Origin of the sequence: Bacillus sp. SJS (assembly GCF_000732485.2) — a bacterium.
Taxonomy (GTDB): domain Bacteria; phylum Bacillota; class Bacilli; order Bacillales; family Bacillaceae; genus Metabacillus_B; species Metabacillus_B sediminis.
In genome coordinates this window covers 88453-106026 of sequence record NZ_JAQV02000026.1, presented here as the reverse complement: position 1 = coordinate 106026, position 17574 = coordinate 88453, and the positions used below count along the sequence as shown (strand labels likewise).

The window sequence follows — 17574 nt, the reverse complement described above, 5'->3', positions numbered from 1 at the left end:
AAAAAATACCCCGATTGGCTATTTAGAAAACAGAATTTTCAGTTAAAAAGATTGTTTTCATGTTATAATGTTCTGAAGATTTTACTACAGGAGGGGTTAGCGTGAAACTGAATGAAAAAGAAACAGAGGTGCTGGAGATCCTGGAAGAAAACAGCAGGCTGTCGATTGACTCCATTGCAAAAATGGCTGGAATATCCTCTGAAGAAACCGAGCAGATTATTCATAAATTAGAGCGGGAAAAAGTCATTATCGACTATGCGGCAACGATTGATTGGAGAAAAGTAGAAGGTCATGAAGGTGTGACCGCCATGATTGATGTGAAGGTCGCTCCTAAGCGCGGTGTCGGTTTTGATGAAATTGCAGAACGGGTTTATCGCTTCAAGGAAGTGCAATCTGTATATCTCATGTCCGGAGCTTATGATTTAAGTGTCGTGATTGAGGGGCGTTCCATGTCGGAAGTGGCCAGATTTGTGTCAGAGAAGCTTTCAACACTGGATTCTGTTCTTTCGACAACGACTCACTTTATTCTAAAAAAATATAAGCATGATGGACGCATTTTTGAAACTGGAGAAGAAGATAAACGGATGGTGGTCACTCCGTAATGGATAGTTCCCGTTTCTTATCAGCCAGTGTAACCGAACTCAAGCCTTCCGGTATCCGGAAATTTTTTGATCTCGCTGCCAGTATGGAAGGCGTCATCTCACTTGGAGTGGGTGAACCGGATTTTGTCACATCATGGAGTGTGCGTGAGGCATGCATTCTTTCTCTTGAAAAAGGTCATACAGCATATTCCGCCAATGCCGGTCTAATGGAGCTCAGAGAGGAAATCAGCTTTTATCTTGATCGGAAATTTCATGTGAATTACGAAGCGGAACGTGAAATTTTGGTTACAGTAGGAGCAAGCCAGGCCTTGGATTTAGCCTTAAGAACCATAATCAACCCCGGTGATGAGGTGATTATTCCCGAGCCATGCTTCGTAGCATATGGGCCTCTTGTGAAGCTGGCGGGCGGAATTCCCGTTTATGTATCCTCCAACTCGAACAATGGGTTTAAAACGCTCCCGGGTCAAATAGAAAAGGCAATTACTCAAAATACAAAGGCTGTTTTGATTTGTTCTCCGAGCAATCCAACCGGATCAATGCTCAGCAGAAAAGATTTGGAAAAAATATCAGTTATTATAAAGCAGCATGATCTCCTGGCCATTTCGGATGAGATTTATGCGGAGCTTTCCTATGATGAGGAATTCACGAGTCTCGCTTCATTGGAGGGAATGAGAGAAAGAACCATCACAATCTCAGGATTTTCAAAAGGTTTTGCGATGACGGGCTGGAGATTGGGATTTGCAGCTGCTCCAGCACCTTTGCTGCAGGCGATGCTCAAAATTCATCAATATTCAATGATGTGCGCCCCTACGATGTCTCAGCATGCGGCACTGGAAGCACTAAGAAATGGTGAAGAAGATGTACAGCGGATGAAAACAGATTACCGGAGAAGGCGGAATTATTTTGTCCGATCTTTAAACGAAGCGGGATTTCCATGTCAAACGCCGGGCGGAGCATTTTATGCTTTTCCCTCAATTGAATATAGCGGATTATCATCTGAGGAATTTGCTGAGCAGCTTCTGCTGGAGGAAAAAGTAGCGGTTGTGCCCGGAATTGTTTTTGGCTCTTCTGGAGAGGGTTTTGTCAGATGCTCGTATGCATCATCACTTTCTCAGCTTGAAGAAGCATTGAAAAGAATGGCTTCCTTTATGAAACGCAGACAGCATGCAGGGGCACAGTGGAAAACACTTCAGGATTTTTAAGCAAAAAAAAGGACAAAGCGAATTCGCTTTGTCAGATAATAAAAGGGGGGAATACTAGAAAGCCTTTGATGGTTTTAGTATTCCCCCCTGTTTATCCTATTAAACCTTTTTTATTCACTTTTTTTATATTTTTTCGAATGCGTGATTTCCGCTGCAATCAACAGATGTTAATAATTAACATCATGCTTTAACATACCTTTTCGAAAAGAATTTGCATGAAGTTACTAAAGTCATCTTCTAATCATTCATTTGTCTTTCTGAGGATAAGCTTTGCTCTTTTTATGCCGGCTTCTTGGATGAGCTCTTCCAATTCAGAATCCATACATGAAGATGCTGTGCGGCGTTTTTCCAAAAGCTCCGATGCAGGAATATCAAGGACAGTTGAAAATTTTAATATGCTTAATGTATCCGGCAGTTGTTCTCCTGACTCATATTTTTCAATAGTGGAGACGCCCACTCTCATTTTTAAGGCAAGCTCCTGCTGCGACAGATTTCTTTGCTCACGATAATGCTTAATGTTTTCCCCAATTCTTTTCATGTGAAAATCCCTCCATTAAACATCTTATCTTCCTATTCTTATCCTACTTTTAAACCCGCTGTTCTGCGCTTCTTAAAAATGGATTTTCTGTGAGCAACTTTTGAAACTTTCATTAACAAACCTTCGTTATATGTGCGAAAGGGGGGGAACACCATGCAGGAGGATGAACTGGTAGCGAAAGCAAAACAGGGCAATACGGCAGCATTTCATCAGCTGGTTGAAAATTATCGGCCTGTTGTAGAACGGTTTGCATACCAGCTTGGTAACCGCCAGGATGACATCGACGATATTACCCAGGAGGTCTTTATTCGGGTTTATCGGTTTCTTGATCAATTTACAAAAGCGAAATTCTCTACCTGGCTTTATAAAATCACGCTGAATGTAACGAGGGATGCTGCAAGAAAAAGAGCATCCGCATTAAGAAAAGTGTTCAAGCTTCAGCATGAGCAGCATGAAGAGTACCCTGCTGCAGAAGCGATTATCATTAAAAATGAGAATGACCGCGCTTTACATATATGTCTCCAGAAGCTTGATGAAAAATATAAAGTGCCCATTATTCTTTTCTTTTTTCACGAAAAAAAATATGAAGAAATTGCAGAAATTCAGAGTTTGACTCTCTCCACAGTGAAAACGAGAATTTTGAGAGGAAAAGCCAAGCTCAAAAAACTATTGGAGGATTTTGAAAGGAAAGAAGGTGAAACACATGGATGAACAAACCTTTGAGGAACGCCTTAGACAATTAGGGCACGCATATGATGGAATGCCGGACAGGACAAGTGCACAGGAAATCACTAAAAACATCCTTCAAAGGGAGGGAAAGAAACGCGGTTTACGTTTAAGCATGCCGGCTGCCGCAAGCATCGCTGGAATCATCCTGATCGGCGGGCTGCTTTCATTCCAGCTTTTTAAAGGTCCTGAATCTTCGCCAGGTGAGGGGAAACCGGGGATTTTATCACAGGAACAAGACCCTCCATCAACAGAGAAAATAAAAGAAAAATCCGAAGAAGCGAGGTCCCTTTACAATGAGCGGCTTAAAAAGCTCAAGGAAAAGCTAAGAAATGAAGACGCGGAATTATATCCTATCGTTCAAGAAGCAAATCAATCAATAAAAAAATTCTCATTAAGGCCTTTTGCAAATGAAAAGGAGCTTCAAAACCAGTCGGAGCAGCTCCAGGAAAAGGTTAAAATGCATGTTTCCTCTATTGATGAACAGATGGATATGCTTCAGGAAAAAGCTAAGCAAGGAGAGACTATCTCAGATGATGACCTTCTTCTGCTTCTTGCAAAGCAGGATCAAATGTATGATAGATACAATGAAAAATGGGAAAATAGTGCGGATCTGATTGCTCCTGATTTTGAATCTTTTAACACGGTCATTGCTTCCATGAACGACGGGACCTTTGAAAATGAAAAGCTTAAGCCTGTTGTAGAAGAAATTAGAGGGGCTGGCTACCGGTTCTTTGATGCGGGAGAAGGGATGATTAATATTCAGCCGGATTACGGATGGCCAAAGCAAAAGCTCGGCGGAAGAATTTCAGCTTCCTATAGTGAGTGGGCGGATTTCAACCTCAACAAACCGTATATGGCTGACAACACGATTATTGATGATATAAAAGCTGGAGAAAGACTCGTGGAAATGGAAGAATTTGCACTGAGCAACCCCAACTTCACCAGAATGGATAAAGTGAAAACGGCATATCGTGATCTTTTTCAAAACTATGTGAGCAAAGGGTTCTTTGATCCAAACCGTAAAGCCCCATCTCAGGAATTTGAAGAAAGTTTACTGAACTTAAAACGAAAATTTCCGGACTCGGATACCTTTAAGGAGATCGCGCTTTTACATCAGAAGTATAAGGATGGAAAGCTGGATAAACAGGAGAGTTACGCTATGCCTCCATCCATGCAGCCAGCTGTACCCGAATTTTCACAGCCGGTAATCCTTTTTCCTTTAACAGAGCAGATGAGCGGCATGTACAAAGACCTTCAGGCATCAAAGGATCCAGTAGCGCTCATTGCTGAAACGGGGTATAAAGGAAACATGAACACGGAGCAAATCACGGTTTTAAGGATTTATCTTTATGCGATGCTAAAAAAAGATTATGAAACGGCATATATACTCACAGATACGAAAAAATCAAAATCCGAATTTATTCAGGAAGCTCAAAAAGCGAAGGCTGATTTTTTATCTTTAAATACAAAAGCCAAGTATTTAAAAGTAAATGCCTCTGATGGAGAGGAGGGCATTACAGCCCTTGAACTGTATTCATTGGAAGGGATCGAACAAACATTTTATCTGAAAACAAGCGGGGGAGGTTTATCTTCGCGAGTACAAATTGGCAGGCAGGAATAATGGCAGCAGGTTTATCCTGCTGTTTTTATTTTTTTTGAAAAAAACCGCAACTTGTGATATACTTTTTACTTGCGTATATGTAGACCGAAATATAAAATTTTTAGGAGTGTTTAATGATGACAGCCACTTATGAAGTTGGAAATGTATATACAGGAAAAATTACAGGCATTCAGCCGTACGGAGCGTTTGTAGCGCTTGATGGCGATACTCAAGGCCTTGTTCATATTTCTGAAGTAACACATAGCTTTGTTAAGGATATTAACGAGCATTTGAAAGTTGGAGAGGAAGTTCAAGTGAAAGTTCTTTCCATCGACGAAAAAGCAGGCAAAATGAGCCTTTCAATCCGCGCGACTCAAGAAGCTCCTGAGCGTCCTGAAGTGAAAAAACAGCCAAGAAAGAAACAACCGGCTGCTTCAGCTGCTACTTCTTACTCTTCCGGTGATTCTGCACAAGGTTTCAACACACTGAAAGAAAAGCTGGAAGAGTGGATCGAACAATCCAAAAAGTAATCAACAACTCCAGAAGACATCCGCATATAGCAGGGTGTCTTTTTTGTTGCTTTAAATAGGCAGTAAGCTAAGTAATCAAGCACCTGCGAACTGCAATCAACAGCAAAGTTTAACAGCGCTAAAAAAAAAGAGGCACTCAATGCGAGTGCCCTTCTTCATCCATATAAATGGTTATCTCATATCTGGCTTCGGTTCAGTGCGTCCAAGTTCCGCAGCAGGCTTGAAAAGAAGACCAATGTTAATCAAACCGGCAATTCCAACTAAACCATAAATGATGCGGGAAAGGGCTGCATTCTGTCCTCCGAAGATTGCTGCTACCAAATCAAATTGGAAGAAGCCGATCAATCCCCAGTTAACAGCTCCGATAATAGTAAGTACAAGTGCTGCACGCTGAATTCCACTCATGCATATAACCTCCTGTTGTTTGATTTATTCCATATTAATTTGCGGACTGGTTAAAAAATTATGCACGTCAATTAAATTTGATTAAAATGCAAAAAACAGAAAATACTAACCGAAGCGCATTTCTTTACAAAAGATTGGGCGAGGGTAGATAATACAGATGTAAATTTGAGGAGGCGATTTTAAATGGAAAACTTTACATACTATAATCCAACTAAGCTGATTTTCGGAAAAGGCCAGCTGGAGCAATTGAAGAACGAACTGCCTCAATACGGCAGCAAGGTATTGCTTGTATACGGAGGCGGAAGCATTAAACGCAGCGGACTTTATGATCAAGTCATTTCTGTACTGAACGAAATAGGAGCGGAAGTATCTGAGCTTGCAGGAGTAGAACCGAATCCGCGTCTTACAACAGTAAGAAAAGGTGTGGACATCTGCAAAACGGAAGGAATTGAAGTTATTCTTGCAGTCGGAGGCGGAAGTGTAATTGACTGTACAAAAGCAATTGCAGCAGGCGCTAAGTATGATGGAGATGCATGGGATATTGTTACGAAAAAACATGCTCCCGCTGATGCTCTTCCATTCGGAACGGTTCTTACACTTGCAGCGACCGGTTCAGAAATGAATGCAGGTTCTGTTATCACGAACTGGGAAACACAGGAGAAATATGGATGGGGCAGCCCGCTTACATTCCCTAAATTCTCGATCCTTGATCCAGTTAATACATTCACTGTACCAAAAGACCATACTGTATATGGCATTGTCGATATGATGTCCCATGTATTTGAACAATACTTCCACCGTGCGTCCAATACTCCATTACAGGACCGCATGTGTGAATCTGTTCTTAAAACAGTTATCGAAACCGCTCCAAAATTGCTGGAAGACCTTGAAAATTATGATCTTCGTGAGACGATTTTATACAATGGTACGATTGCTCTTAACGGTACACTTCAAATGGGAGCGCCTGGTGACTGGGCATCTCATAATATTGAGCATGCTGTTTCAGCTGTATATGATATTCCGCATGCAGGCGGATTAGCGATTCTTTTCCCAAATTGGATGAAGCACAATCTTCATGTAGATGTCAGCCGCTTTAAACAGCTTGCTGTTCGAGTGTTTGATGTCAATCCTGAAGGGAAAACGGATGAAGAGACAGCTCTTGAAGGAATCAGCCGACTGCGTGAATTCTGGAGCAGCCTGGGGGCGCCGAGTCGTCTTGCTGACTACAATATCAATGACGAGAACCTTGACATGATTGCAGACAAAGCAATGATTTACGGGGAGTTCGGACGTTTTAATCCGCTTAAAAAACAAGATGTAGTCGACATCTTGCAAGCATCATTGTAAAAAGTAAAAAGTAAAAAGTAAAAAGTAAAAAGCTGATTTTCCTTATGGGAATCAGCTTTTTACGTACTTTCATCATTGTGTATAAACAGAGCCATTGTGATCATGTCGGCATATTCGCCATCGGCATAGCGGATTTCCCTGCACATCCTGCCTTCTTCTTTAAACCCCAGAGCTTCATAGAGCCGGATCGCCTTATCATTATTTGAGAACACCTCCAGAGTGATTTTTTCAAGCCCTTGCTCAGCTTTGCACCACTCAATCATTCGTCTCATTAATTCCTTGCCGATTCCATGACCTTGAAAACTATTCTTGACGGAAATCCCGAAGGAGCAAACATGACTCCTCCTGTTTCTTTTATGCCGGTTTACGCTCAGCATGCCAATTAAACTGCGTCCTGCAAAGGCCAGTAAAATCATTCCGCCGTCCTGATAGGTTTGTTTAATCCAGTACTCTTCATCTTCAATCGATGGTCGATACTCACCCGCTTCACTGATCATGTAGGGCGTTTCGCCAAGAATTTTCTTTATATACCTTGTCATTTTAAAAGCATCTGCCTGCGTGGCAAAACGGATCATCGTTCTCATGGGTTCCTCCTAGATAGGCTTGAAATCAGGAAAAATTTCCATCTAACTATTAATGTAACAGCTTTTCAGGAGGAGTCAAAAGAAAATTTGGTCTTGGCATCGCTTACAATCAGGGCTTGGCTTGATTTAAGGATACAGTTTGGTTAAAGTGAAAGAGGCAAACAAATTAAGATTGGAGGATGAATATATGACACATGTTCGTTTTGATTATTCCAAAGCGCTGTCATTTTTCAGTGAGCACGAAGTTACATACCTGCGTGATTTTGTTAAAGTAGCGCATCATTCCATACACGAAAAAACAGGGGCCGGCAGTGATTACTTAGGCTGGGTAGACCTTCCTGTTAACTATGATAAAGAGGAATTCAGCCGCATTCAAAAAAGTGCAGCAAAAATCAAAGAGGATTCCGACGTATTGGTTGTCATCGGGATCGGCGGTTCCTACCTTGGAGCAAGAGCTGCGATTGAAATGCTGAATCATTCCTTCTACAATGTCCTTTCCAAAGAAGACAGAAAAACCCCTCAGGTGATTTTCGCTGGAAATAACATTAGTTCTTCATACATGAAAGACTTAATGGACGTCTTAAAGGGCAGAGATTTTTCAATTAACGTCATTTCTAAGTCTGGAACGACTACCGAGCCTGCCCTTGCTTTCCGTATTTTCCGCAAGCTTTTAGAAGAAAAGTATGGAAAAGAAGAAGCGCGCACCCGCATTTATGCTACAACGGATAAAGCACGCGGTGCTCTTAAAACGCTTGCTGATGAAGAAGGCTATGAAAGCTTTGTGATTCCTGATGATGTGGGCGGACGCTATTCTGTATTAACAGCTGTAGGACTTCTGCCGATTGCTGTAGCAGGAAACGATATTGAAGCAATGATGAAGGGTGCAGCGGATGCGATGAACGATTTCTCAAGTTCTGAGCTTGAAGAAAATGCTGCCTACCAATATGCCGCTGTTCGCAATGTTCTATACAGCAAAGGTAAAACCATTGAAATGCTGATTAACTATGAGCCTGGTCTGCAGTACTTCTCCGAGTGGTGGAAACAGCTCTTCGGGGAAAGCGAAGGAAAAGACCAAAAAGGCATTTTCCCTTCTTCAGCTAACTTCTCAACGGACTTGCACTCTCTTGGACAATACGTTCAGGAAGGACGCAGAGATTTGTTTGAAACAGTCTTGAACGTGGAAAATTCCCGTCATGAATTGCTGATCGAAGAGGAAGAAAATGATCTTGACGGTTTGAACTATCTTGCCGGAAAAAACGTGGACTTTGTTAACAAAAGAGCGTTTGAAGGAACAATGCTTGCTCATACAGACGGAGACGTTCCAAACCTGATTGTCAATGTTCCACAGATGGATGCATACACATTTGGCTATCTTGCGTACTTCTTTGAAATTGCCTGCGCGATGAGCGGCTATCTACTTGGTGTCAATCCGTTTGATCAGCCTGGTGTAGAGGCGTACAAAGTAAACATGTTTGCATTGCTAGGCAAACCTGGATTCGAAGAGAAGAAAGCAGAGCTTGAAAAACGCTTAAAATAAGAAAACAAAAGGAACTGTCCAATTTTGGGCAGTTCCTTTTTGTATGAAAGCCTGTGTAAAGGAAAACCTACCTTTTAGAACGGAGGTGTTCCTATGATTGAAATTCCTTCAAAGCTTGAAGGTCAGCAGTTTAATTTATTTGATTTGGAGTCAGAGCTTAAACCGCTTGGATATTCCATCGGCGGAGGCTGGGATTATGAGAAAGGTTCATTTGATTACAAAATCGATGATGAAGTTGGATATCAGTTCCTGAGACTTCCATTTTTTGCAGCGAGCGGTGCTTTGGACTCTAAAAATACAACTGTAGAGCTCGGTACGCCTTATTTATTATCCCATAAATATCAAATCGGTCTCGATGATCATGCAAGGATCGGCAACTTTCAGGCATCCTTTAATCAATTTTCGGAGCCGCAGGATAAGGATGCTTCTTTTCCAGAGAAGTATATTGACCTTGGAAAATCATTAGTAAAAGAACTTGAAACGGTTCTTCTTTCCTAATAGCTCTGTAAACTTAGCTGTTCATTTCCTGTGCAATTTAAAATCAAAATCATTCTTCAAGTTAGCCATCCAAATAAAGAGACAAAATGAAAACCGAAGACTGCTCGCGATGTATGAGCATGTTTCCGGTTTTCACTTTTGCACACGTGGTTTTTATTAATTTATTCATAATCGTTTAATCTGTAGCGGAAATAAGCAATAACCCGGATTTTACAATACAAAAAATAGATTTAATACTGTTGGTGTTTCAGCAAATAAACAAAATCGCCTTATCCCCTTCGTGCACGGTGAAATCAGCTGCGGGGTTATAAATCAGCTGATCATTACGCTTTATTCCGACAAGGATGCTTCTATGTTCAAGAAAGTAGAGGCTAAGATCCTTGAAAGGGGTCTCGCACAGCGGAATAGGGATATCATTCACCTCGATATGCTTCCCTTCACCCGGATTGACCATCTCTGTACTTTCCCGAACGGAATGCTTGTGCAGGACTCCATTTACCATAATGTGACTGGACAATTCAAATGTTTTAACAATTTCATCTGCCCCTGCACGAATCGCATTTGCTGCCTGATGGGCTGTTTGAATTTCTGCAATGGTATATGTATCAGGGTTTAATCCTTTTACGGCAAGAATAATGAGAATGGTTTGCATATCCGCTTCTGTTTCATTCTTATGCTGATCAGAGGTGACGACGACAGTCCTCGCTTTCACCGAGTTTGCATGGAGCAGTGTGCTGTCCTGTATAGCGGGCCCTTTGATAAAATGGATGTGGTCAATCGGAGATTCCTCTAGCGTCTGATCAATTAATACGATTTTCTGCTCAGGGGTTGCTTTCATCATGGATCGGATCATCTCAGCAGATTTTGCATTCCATCCTATGATAATGACGTGGTCTTTGCTTTTGAACATGAGACTCCCCCTTTTATAACGGTGCTGAAGCTCCACAGCCGCTGCTGCAAAAGTAGCGAAAAAAGCTGTCGCGAAAGCTGCCCCAAGCAATATAATCAGCATTCCCACCGCTTTTCCCACTATGGTTTTTGGGACGAGATCACCAAATCCAACCGTGGAAATTGTTACAACTGTCCACCACAATCCATCAAAAAGAGTAGGATAGGTTTCAGGCTCAATCCATGTCATGATCATAGCGAAAATCAGAATCAGGAACAGGACAAATAGCGCAATTCGTGCATAAACAGGAAGCTTCTGCCAAGCCGTGATAAAGAGGCTTTTACTCATTTGCTTTTCCTGTTTTGCTATCTGTGAAGGAGAGAAACTCTTTAATTAGCGTATTGATCTTGTGCTCAATTGTCTTTTCACCATAAATCTCGATTGCCTTAAGAATGATCTTCTCTGTCTCGGCAGTAAAACGGAGGATCGGTTTGTCTTCTTCCGATTGATTATAAATCTGGATAAATACATCCAGTGCCTCATTCATTTGATCAATTGCTTCGCTAAGGTTTTCCTTCTCTTTCCCTGAGATTTTCATGGTTTCACCTTCTGCATCCAGTCTTTATTGTGTAGTATGCACTTGTTAATCCATCTTCTTTCTGGATAACTGCGAAAAAAACTGCAGAAACTAGCAGGAGCAATGGTATGGGAGAAGGAGCTGTTTATAAATGATCGGGGTCAATTTACTTTTAGTGTTTTTATTAATCGCTGCAACTGCCTTTTTTGTGGCAACAGAATTCGCCGTCGTAAAAGTCCGCAAATCACGTATTGACCAGCTCGTCGCAGAAGGGAACAAGAATGCCGTCTATGTAGAAAAGGCAATCAATAACCTTGATGAGGCACTTTCTGCCTGCCAGCTTGGAATTACAATCACCGCTCTTGGTTTGGGGTGGCTCGGGGAACCTACAGTGGAAAAGCTCCTTCATCCTCTCTTTCACAAATTAGCCTTGCAAGAACCGCTGTCATCTATTCTTTCTTTTGTGATTGCCTTTGCTGCTGTAACATTTCTGCACGTGGTTATTGGTGAACTTGCCCCTAAAACCGTAGCGATTCAAAAAGCAGAAGAAGTCACCCTGCTATTTGCTAGACCGCTGCTGGTATTTTATAAAATCATGTTTCCTTTTATTAAAGCGTTAAACGGGTCAGCAAGAGTCATTGTAAGGTTGTTCGGTTTCCACCAGGCATCTGAGCATGAAGTAGCGCTTAGTGAAGAAGAACTTAGAATCATTTTATCGGAAAGCTTTGAAAAAGGAGAAATCAATCAGTCTGAGTACAAATATGTAAATAAAATCTTTGAATTTGATAACCGGCTGGCGAGAGAAATTATGGTGCCAAGAACGGAAATGGTAACAGTTGACCTAAATGAGAGCGTCCGTGAAAACATGGAAATCATGAGAAATGAACGGTACACAAGATATCCGGTCCAGGCAGAGGATAAAGACAATATAGTCGGCATCATCAACATAAAAGAAGTCTTTCATGCGCTGTATATAAGCAAGGATGTTAAAATGGCAGACATGATTCGGCCTGTCATTAAAGTAATTGAAACCATTCCCATTCAGGATTTGCTGATCCGGATGCAAAAAGACCGAATTCATTTAGCTATTTTAGTTGATGAATATGGCGGGACTGCGGGACTTGTCACTGTAGAGGATATCGTTGAGGAAATCGTTGGGGATATCAGGGATGAATTTGATGCAGATGAGCAGCCTTATTTAAGGAAAATCGCGGAAGGACATTATTTTGCGGATGGAAAAATTTTGTTAGAGGAAATAAATGACCTGCTCGGTACGGAGCTTGAAGAAGAAGAAGTAGATACATTAGGAGGCTGGATCCTGACAAAGAAAATTGATATTCAGCAGGGCGAGTCCATTTCTGAAGGGACGCTTACGTTTCTTGTAATGGAAATAGAAGGACATCATATTAAGCTGATTGAAGTAAAACAATCGAAGGCATACATGCCGAGGGAAGAAACTGGAAATGACTGCTAAAAAGAAATTCCATTGAATTCATCCGATATTTCTGATAGCATTATTCTGTTATTCTGCACTTATTAGAGATATTGGATGGAGGTTCATTTATGAAAGCCTATCGCTTTCCGATTATCCTTTTATCTTCCATCATCATTGGAGCGATAATAGGATTAATTTTTGGAGAAAAAGCCGTTGTACTTAAGCCATTCGGCGATGTATTTTTAAATGCAATGTTTACCGTTGTTGTTCCACTAGTATTCTTTACAATTGCTTCGTCCATCGCAAAGATGGGAGGCACGAAGCGTCTTGGAAAAATCATGGGGAGCATGCTTGGTGTATTTTTATTTACCGGGCTAATTGCTGCTCTTTACATGCTCGTAATCGTGAATATTTTCCCGCCTGCTGAAGGTGTGAATATGAAATTTGAAAAGCCGGAAGCAGTTGAAGAGGTGAGTCTTGCTGATCAGATCGTCAGCACCTTCACGGTTCCAGATTTTGCAGACCTTTTTTCGAGAAGCAATATGCTGTCTCTTATCGTTTTCTCTGTTCTGCTTGGAATTGCCGTTTCAGCAATCGGTGAAAAAGGAAAGCCGTTTTCACAGTTCCTTACTTCAGGCTCTGAAGTGATGATGAAAATCGTTTCTTATATTATGTATTATGCACCGATTGGATTGGGTGCCTATTTTGCCACACTTGTTGGGGAATATGGTCCGATGCTGCTTGGGACCTACTTCAAATCAGGAATTCTTTATTATGTTTCTGCATTCGTTTATTTCTTCGCAGCGTTCACTGTCTATGCATTTATGGCAGGTAAAAAACAAGGGGTTAGAGTATTTTGGAAGAACATGCTCTCACCAACCGTTACCTCTCTTGCCACCTGTTCAAGTGCTGCCTCCATCCCGGTTAATCTGGAAGCATCAAGAAAAATGGGAGTTGCGCCTGATATCAGCGAAACAACCATTCCTCTTGGGGCAGCTCTTCATAAAGACGGGTCCGTAATTGGAGGAGTACTGAAAATCGTTTTCCTTTTTGGGATCTTTGGAAAGGAATTTGCGGATTTTGGAACGATGACAAGCATAGTACTTGTAGCGATTTTGGTTGGAACCGTCATGGGAGCTATTCCAAGCGGCGGAATGATCGGTGAAATGCTGATCTTAACTCTATACGGTTTCCCACCGGAAGCACTGCCGATTATTGCAGCTATTTCTACCATCATTGATCCTCCTGCAACCATGCTGAATGTAACAGGGGATAATGCAGCAGCAATGCTCGTATCCCGATTGGTGGAAGGTAAAAACTGGATGAAGAAACAAGCCGGACGTATTTCTTCTAAAACCGCATAAAGACAAAAAAAGCTCAGATTTTTCTGGGCTTTTTTTAAATGTCTCTGTTAAAGCCTGGTATTAAATTTAATAGAGTTTTTAAAAAAATAAAATATGTTCATTCTTTAACATTTTTAGAGTATAATATGGTTTAGAAATTTATCTTATGTTTTTTTGAAATGTAAGCGAATACTTAACAGGGCAGCTGTCCCTTTGATAAAAGGAGTGTCATAAATGAAACGCATCTGGTGGAAAGAAGCGGTAGCCTATCAAATTTATCCGCGCAGCTTCATGGATTCAAATGGTGATGGAATTGGGGATATTAAAGGAATCATTTCAAAATTGGATTATTTGCAGGATCTTGGAATCGATGTCATATGGATTTGTCCGATTTTTAAGTCTCCAAATGCAGATAATGGATATGATATTAGTGACTATCAGGATATTATGGAAGACTTCGGAACAATGGAGGATTTCGATTTGCTCCTCAAAGAGGTTCATGCACGCGGTATGAAATTGATTTTGGATCTTGTAGTGAATCACTCAAGTGATGAGCATCCTTGGTTTATTGAGTCCCGTTCTTCTAAAGATAATCCAAAGAGAGATTGGTATATTTGGAGAGACGGCAAAGATGGCAAGGAACCGAACAACTGGGAAAGTATTTTCAGCGGGTCCTCATGGGAGCTTGATGAAAAGACGGGTCAATACTATTTGCACGTTTTTGCTGCGAAACAGCCTGATCTGAACTGGAAAAATAAAGACATGCGCACGGCTGTATACGATATGATCAATTGGTGGCTGGATAAAGGAATTGACGGCTTCCGTGTAGATGCAATCTCGCACATCAATAAAAAAGAAAACTTCCCGGATCTGCCAAACCCGCATGGACTTGATTATGTATCTTCATTTGACTACCACATGAACGTAGATGGAATCATGGAGTATTTAACTGAGCTGAAAGCGCAAACGTTTGCGCGTTATGACATCATGACAGTTGGAGAAGCAAACGGTGTAAAGCTGTCTCAGGCTGAAGAATGGGTTGGAGATGAAGATGGAATCTTCAACATGATCTTCCAATTTGAGCACCTTGGTCTTTGGGATAATGGAACAGAGGGACATGTAGATCTTGTCGAATTGAAAAAGACATTAACGAAATGGCAAAAGGGTCTTGAAGGAAACGGCTGGAACGCTCTTTTCCTTGAAAATCATGATCAGCCGCGTTCTGTTTCCACATGGGGAAATGATACAGAATATTTGACGGAGAGCGCAAAGTCTCTTGCTACGATGTACTTTTTAATGCAGGGAACTCCTTTTATTTATCAAGGCCAGGAACTCGGTATGACGAATGTCCGCTTCCCATCCATTGACGACTATGATGATGTAGCTATGAAAAACCTTTACAAGTTTGAAACGGCCAAAGGACGTCCTCACCAGGAAATCATGGAAATCATCTGGCTGAAGGGACGGGACAATTCCCGGACTCCAATGCAATGGAATAACGAAGAAAATGGCGGTTTTACTGCAGGTACTCCGTGGTTTGGAGTGAACGAAAACTATGACACCATTAATGTTGAAAAACAAATGGCGGATCCGGATTCTGTATATCACTTTTTCAAAGACTTGATTAAAATCCGAAAAGAAAATGAGGTATTTGTATACGGTGACTACGATCTAATCTTGCCGGAAGACAAACAGATTTATGCGTATACTCGAACACTGGGATCTCAAAAAGCGCTTATTATCAGCAATATCAGCTCTAAACCCGCTTTCTATCAATACAGCGCCCTGCCGCTGTCAAGCGAAGCTCTTCTGATTTCCAACTATGAGTGCGCACTCCATAAACACATGACATCAGAAACACTGAAACCTTACGAAACTCGCGTCTATCTTTTTGCGGAATAAAATGGTATATTCGACCTAGTTCGACGCCGTTTTTATTTTCAGAGGATATAACGGCTCATTAAGCAAATGGATTTCATTTGCTTTATGGGCCTTTTTTTATTCACCTTAATCCTCACGCTTTAAAATGGAAATATAGGTAAAATAAAGTGGATCTTGAAACAATAGGAGTATCTCAATGGAAAAATATAAAGCAAAATTGCTTGAAAATATCCGGAAGCAGCTTCAGAGCTGGTATAAGGGAACGGAAGAAATCAATGGAAAAGAGCTGTATAAATTCCTTCATTCTCTGGCCGGAACAGCACCGACAATCGGCATGCAGAAAATTGGGGATGCAGCAAATCTGCTCATGAAAAGATATATGGAGATTCCGGGGGAAATGTGGTCAACAGAAGCCATCCAGCAATTTCTTTCTCCATTACTGGCAGTTGCATACGATGAAGATTCAGTCGATTTTACAGGAGAAGCCCTTTCCAAAAAGTATGCTCCTGAAGAGAAAGACCTTATTATGCTCATAGATGATGACCCGACTCTCCTAATCTATTTAAAAGACGAATTGGAGAACGAAGGATTTACAGTTATGGCTTTTACTGAAGGGAAAAAAGCATTAAAGGCTTTCTTTGATCTGGATCCTTCCTGTGTCATTATCGATATTCATATGCAGGAGAAAAGTGGACTGGATATTCTGGAAGAATTCAAAAGGTACACCAATTTCCGGTTTATTCCGGCTGTCATGATCAGTGTTGATGATACTAAGGAAACGAGAATGAAAAGCTACCAGCTGGATGCGGACGATTTTATTCCTAAGCCATTTGATTTGGATGAATTAATCGTACGGGTGAGAAGACTTGTTACGAAGAAAAAGAACATGAAGGAACTGATTATGCTTGATGAACTGACCCGTGTTTACACGAGAAAGCATTTAAGTCCATCTTTTCTTCGTATCGCTCAGCAAATGGATCGGGAGCATCAGCCCTTCAGTGCAGCAATGATTGATCTGGATCATTTTAAATCCATAAATGATACATACGGCCATCTTACAGGAGACCGGGTCCTGGCCGGGTTTGCGAATCTGCTCAAGCAAAATCTTCGCACTGGTGATCTTGCATTTCGGTATGGGGGGGAAGAATTTCTCGTTTTATTTCCAAGGACTGATGTAAATACGGCCAAACAGGTTTTAAATAGGATTCTTAATCGCTTCATGGAACACCCATTTGAATCAGATGGTGAATCATTCCGAGTCTCCTTTTCAGCAGGGGTCTCGGCAGCGTGCTTAGCGGAGGGACTTGAAAATACGGTCAAGGCTGCAGACCATGCTTTGTATAAAGCAAAACAAACAGGACGTGCAAAAATTACAGCGGTTGAAGCTCTGGGTCCTGTAGAAGCTATGCGTAAAAATCTGCGTTTTGCCATCGTTGATGATGACCCGATTATTCGGACGATTCTTCAAGATCTATTCCAAAGCAGCAGCTTAAATGAAAAGTTCCTTTTAAATGTCCAAACCTTTGAAGACGGATTGCAATTTCTTCAGTCAGACTGGCATCTTAAAGATCCACACTCCTTCTCCTTCATTGTCCTGGATGGTATGATGCCTGAAATGGATGGGATTGAAGTGCTGAAGGTTATTCGGAGTCTAGAGCATCAAGAACAGTTCACGGTCGTTATGCTAACAAACAGGACCAGTGAAGAGGATATTACAACCGCCTTGAAGCTGGGAGCGGATGATTACGTAACAAAGCCGTTTAAACTAGCAGAAATCGAATCTAGAATCTTTCACCTTATTAAGAAAATCAGCAGCTAAGGAATAAAGGTAAAGAATGAGCCTTCTTAGGCCGATAAATAGGAAGAAAACACAAAGC

17 protein-coding genes are annotated in these 17574 nt (G+C 41.4%); 12 read left to right on the top strand and 5 right to left on the bottom strand.

The features are described 5' to 3' along the window. The first annotated feature begins 101 nt into the window (after positions 1-101). Together AS29_RS16635 and AS29_RS16630 are read left to right on the top strand one after the other, a co-directional pair. Positions 102-602 carry an Lrp/AsnC family transcriptional regulator gene (locus AS29_RS16635; RefSeq protein ID WP_035412400.1) on the top strand — a complete coding sequence of 167 codons (501 nt, stop codon included), beginning with the start codon at positions 102-104 and terminating at the stop codon, positions 600-602. After that, on the top strand, positions 602-1804 hold the full coding sequence (locus AS29_RS16630) for an aminotransferase (RefSeq protein ID WP_035412397.1): 1203 nt from the start codon (positions 602-604) through the stop codon (positions 1802-1804). The genes AS29_RS16635 and AS29_RS16630 overlap by 1 nt, the downstream gene beginning before the upstream one ends. Before the next feature lie 241 nt (positions 1805-2045). On the opposite strand, the gene AS29_RS16625 is transcribed toward AS29_RS16630, so the two are convergent. Then, positions 2046-2342: a helix-turn-helix domain-containing protein gene (locus tag AS29_RS16625; RefSeq protein WP_051860836.1), complete on the bottom strand. Its 297-nt coding sequence runs from the start codon at positions 2340-2342 to the stop codon at positions 2046-2048. 153 nt (positions 2343-2495) lie between these two features. Between AS29_RS16625 and AS29_RS16620 the strand changes: the two genes are divergently transcribed. The 3 genes from AS29_RS16620 (at position 2496) to yugI (ending at position 5201) form a co-directional block, all read left to right on the top strand. Continuing rightward, a complete protein-coding gene (locus AS29_RS16620; protein WP_035412394.1) occupies positions 2496-3053 on the top strand; it encodes an RNA polymerase sigma factor in 558 nt (185 codons plus the stop codon). Then, positions 3046-4692: a hypothetical protein gene (locus AS29_RS16615; protein WP_035412389.1), complete on the top strand. Its 1647-nt coding sequence runs from the start codon at positions 3046-3048 to the stop codon at positions 4690-4692. Before AS29_RS16620 ends, AS29_RS16615 begins: the two co-directional genes overlap by 8 nt. A 116-nt stretch (positions 4693-4808) precedes the next feature. Continuing rightward, entirely contained in the window at positions 4809-5201 is a 393-nt protein-coding gene (yugI, locus tag AS29_RS16610) for a S1 domain-containing post-transcriptional regulator GSP13 (protein WP_035412386.1), read from the top strand. A 171-nt stretch (positions 5202-5372) separates the two neighbouring features. On the opposite strand, the gene AS29_RS16605 is transcribed toward yugI, so the two are convergent. After that, on the bottom strand, positions 5373-5606 hold the full coding sequence (locus AS29_RS16605; RefSeq protein WP_035412381.1) for a DUF378 domain-containing protein: 234 nt from the start codon (positions 5604-5606) through the stop codon (positions 5373-5375). A 183-nt stretch (positions 5607-5789) separates the two neighbouring features. Between AS29_RS16605 and AS29_RS16600 the strand changes: the two genes are divergently transcribed. Next, entirely contained in the window at positions 5790-6953 is a 1164-nt protein-coding gene (locus AS29_RS16600; protein WP_035412378.1) for an iron-containing alcohol dehydrogenase, read from the top strand. Between the two features lie 59 nt (positions 6954-7012). Here AS29_RS16600 and AS29_RS16595 read toward each other — a convergent pair whose 3' ends face one another. Next, entirely contained in the window at positions 7013-7537 is a 525-nt protein-coding gene (locus AS29_RS16595) for a GNAT family N-acetyltransferase (protein WP_051860835.1), read from the bottom strand. Between the two features lie 187 nt (positions 7538-7724). Between AS29_RS16595 and AS29_RS16590 the strand changes: the two genes are divergently transcribed. Continuing rightward, on the top strand, positions 7725-9074 hold the full coding sequence (locus tag AS29_RS16590; RefSeq protein ID WP_035412375.1) for a glucose-6-phosphate isomerase: 1350 nt from the start codon (positions 7725-7727) through the stop codon (positions 9072-9074). Between the two features lie 93 nt (positions 9075-9167). Continuing rightward, positions 9168-9572 (top strand): YugN-like family protein, encoded by a 405-nt coding sequence (locus tag AS29_RS16585; RefSeq protein WP_035412372.1) that lies wholly within the window; start codon positions 9168-9170, stop codon positions 9570-9572. Between the two features lie 247 nt (positions 9573-9819). Here AS29_RS16585 and AS29_RS16580 read toward each other — a convergent pair whose 3' ends face one another. Both AS29_RS16580 and AS29_RS16575 read right to left on the bottom strand, forming a co-directional pair. Further along, complete coding sequence (locus AS29_RS16580) at positions 9820-10809, bottom strand: potassium channel family protein (RefSeq protein WP_035412369.1); 990 nt, start codon at positions 10807-10809, stop codon at positions 9820-9822. Beyond that, positions 10802-11059 (bottom strand): hypothetical protein, encoded by a 258-nt coding sequence (locus AS29_RS16575; RefSeq protein WP_035412366.1) that lies wholly within the window; start codon positions 11057-11059, stop codon positions 10802-10804. Before AS29_RS16575 ends, AS29_RS16580 begins: the two co-directional genes overlap by 8 nt. Before the next feature lie 130 nt (positions 11060-11189). Here AS29_RS16575 and AS29_RS16570 point away from each other — a divergent pair, with 130 nt between their 5' ends. The 4 genes from AS29_RS16570 (at position 11190) to AS29_RS16555 (ending at position 17516) form a co-directional block, all read left to right on the top strand. Beyond that, positions 11190-12512, top strand: a complete 1323-nt coding sequence (locus AS29_RS16570; RefSeq protein WP_035412363.1) for a hemolysin family protein — start codon at positions 11190-11192, stop codon at positions 12510-12512. Between the two features lie 89 nt (positions 12513-12601). Continuing rightward, the gene (locus AS29_RS16565; protein WP_035412360.1) at positions 12602-13837 is read left to right on the top strand and encodes a dicarboxylate/amino acid:cation symporter; all 1236 of its coding nucleotides are present in this window, start codon (positions 12602-12604) and stop codon (positions 13835-13837) included. Between the two features lie 213 nt (positions 13838-14050). Beyond that, positions 14051-15718, top strand: a complete 1668-nt coding sequence (locus tag AS29_RS16560) for a glycoside hydrolase family 13 protein (RefSeq protein ID WP_035412357.1) — start codon at positions 14051-14053, stop codon at positions 15716-15718. Positions 15719-15893: 175 nt separating this feature from the next. After that, positions 15894-17516, top strand: a complete 1623-nt coding sequence (locus AS29_RS16555; protein WP_035412354.1) for a response regulator — start codon at positions 15894-15896, stop codon at positions 17514-17516. The last annotated feature ends 58 nt before the right edge of the window (positions 17517-17574 follow it).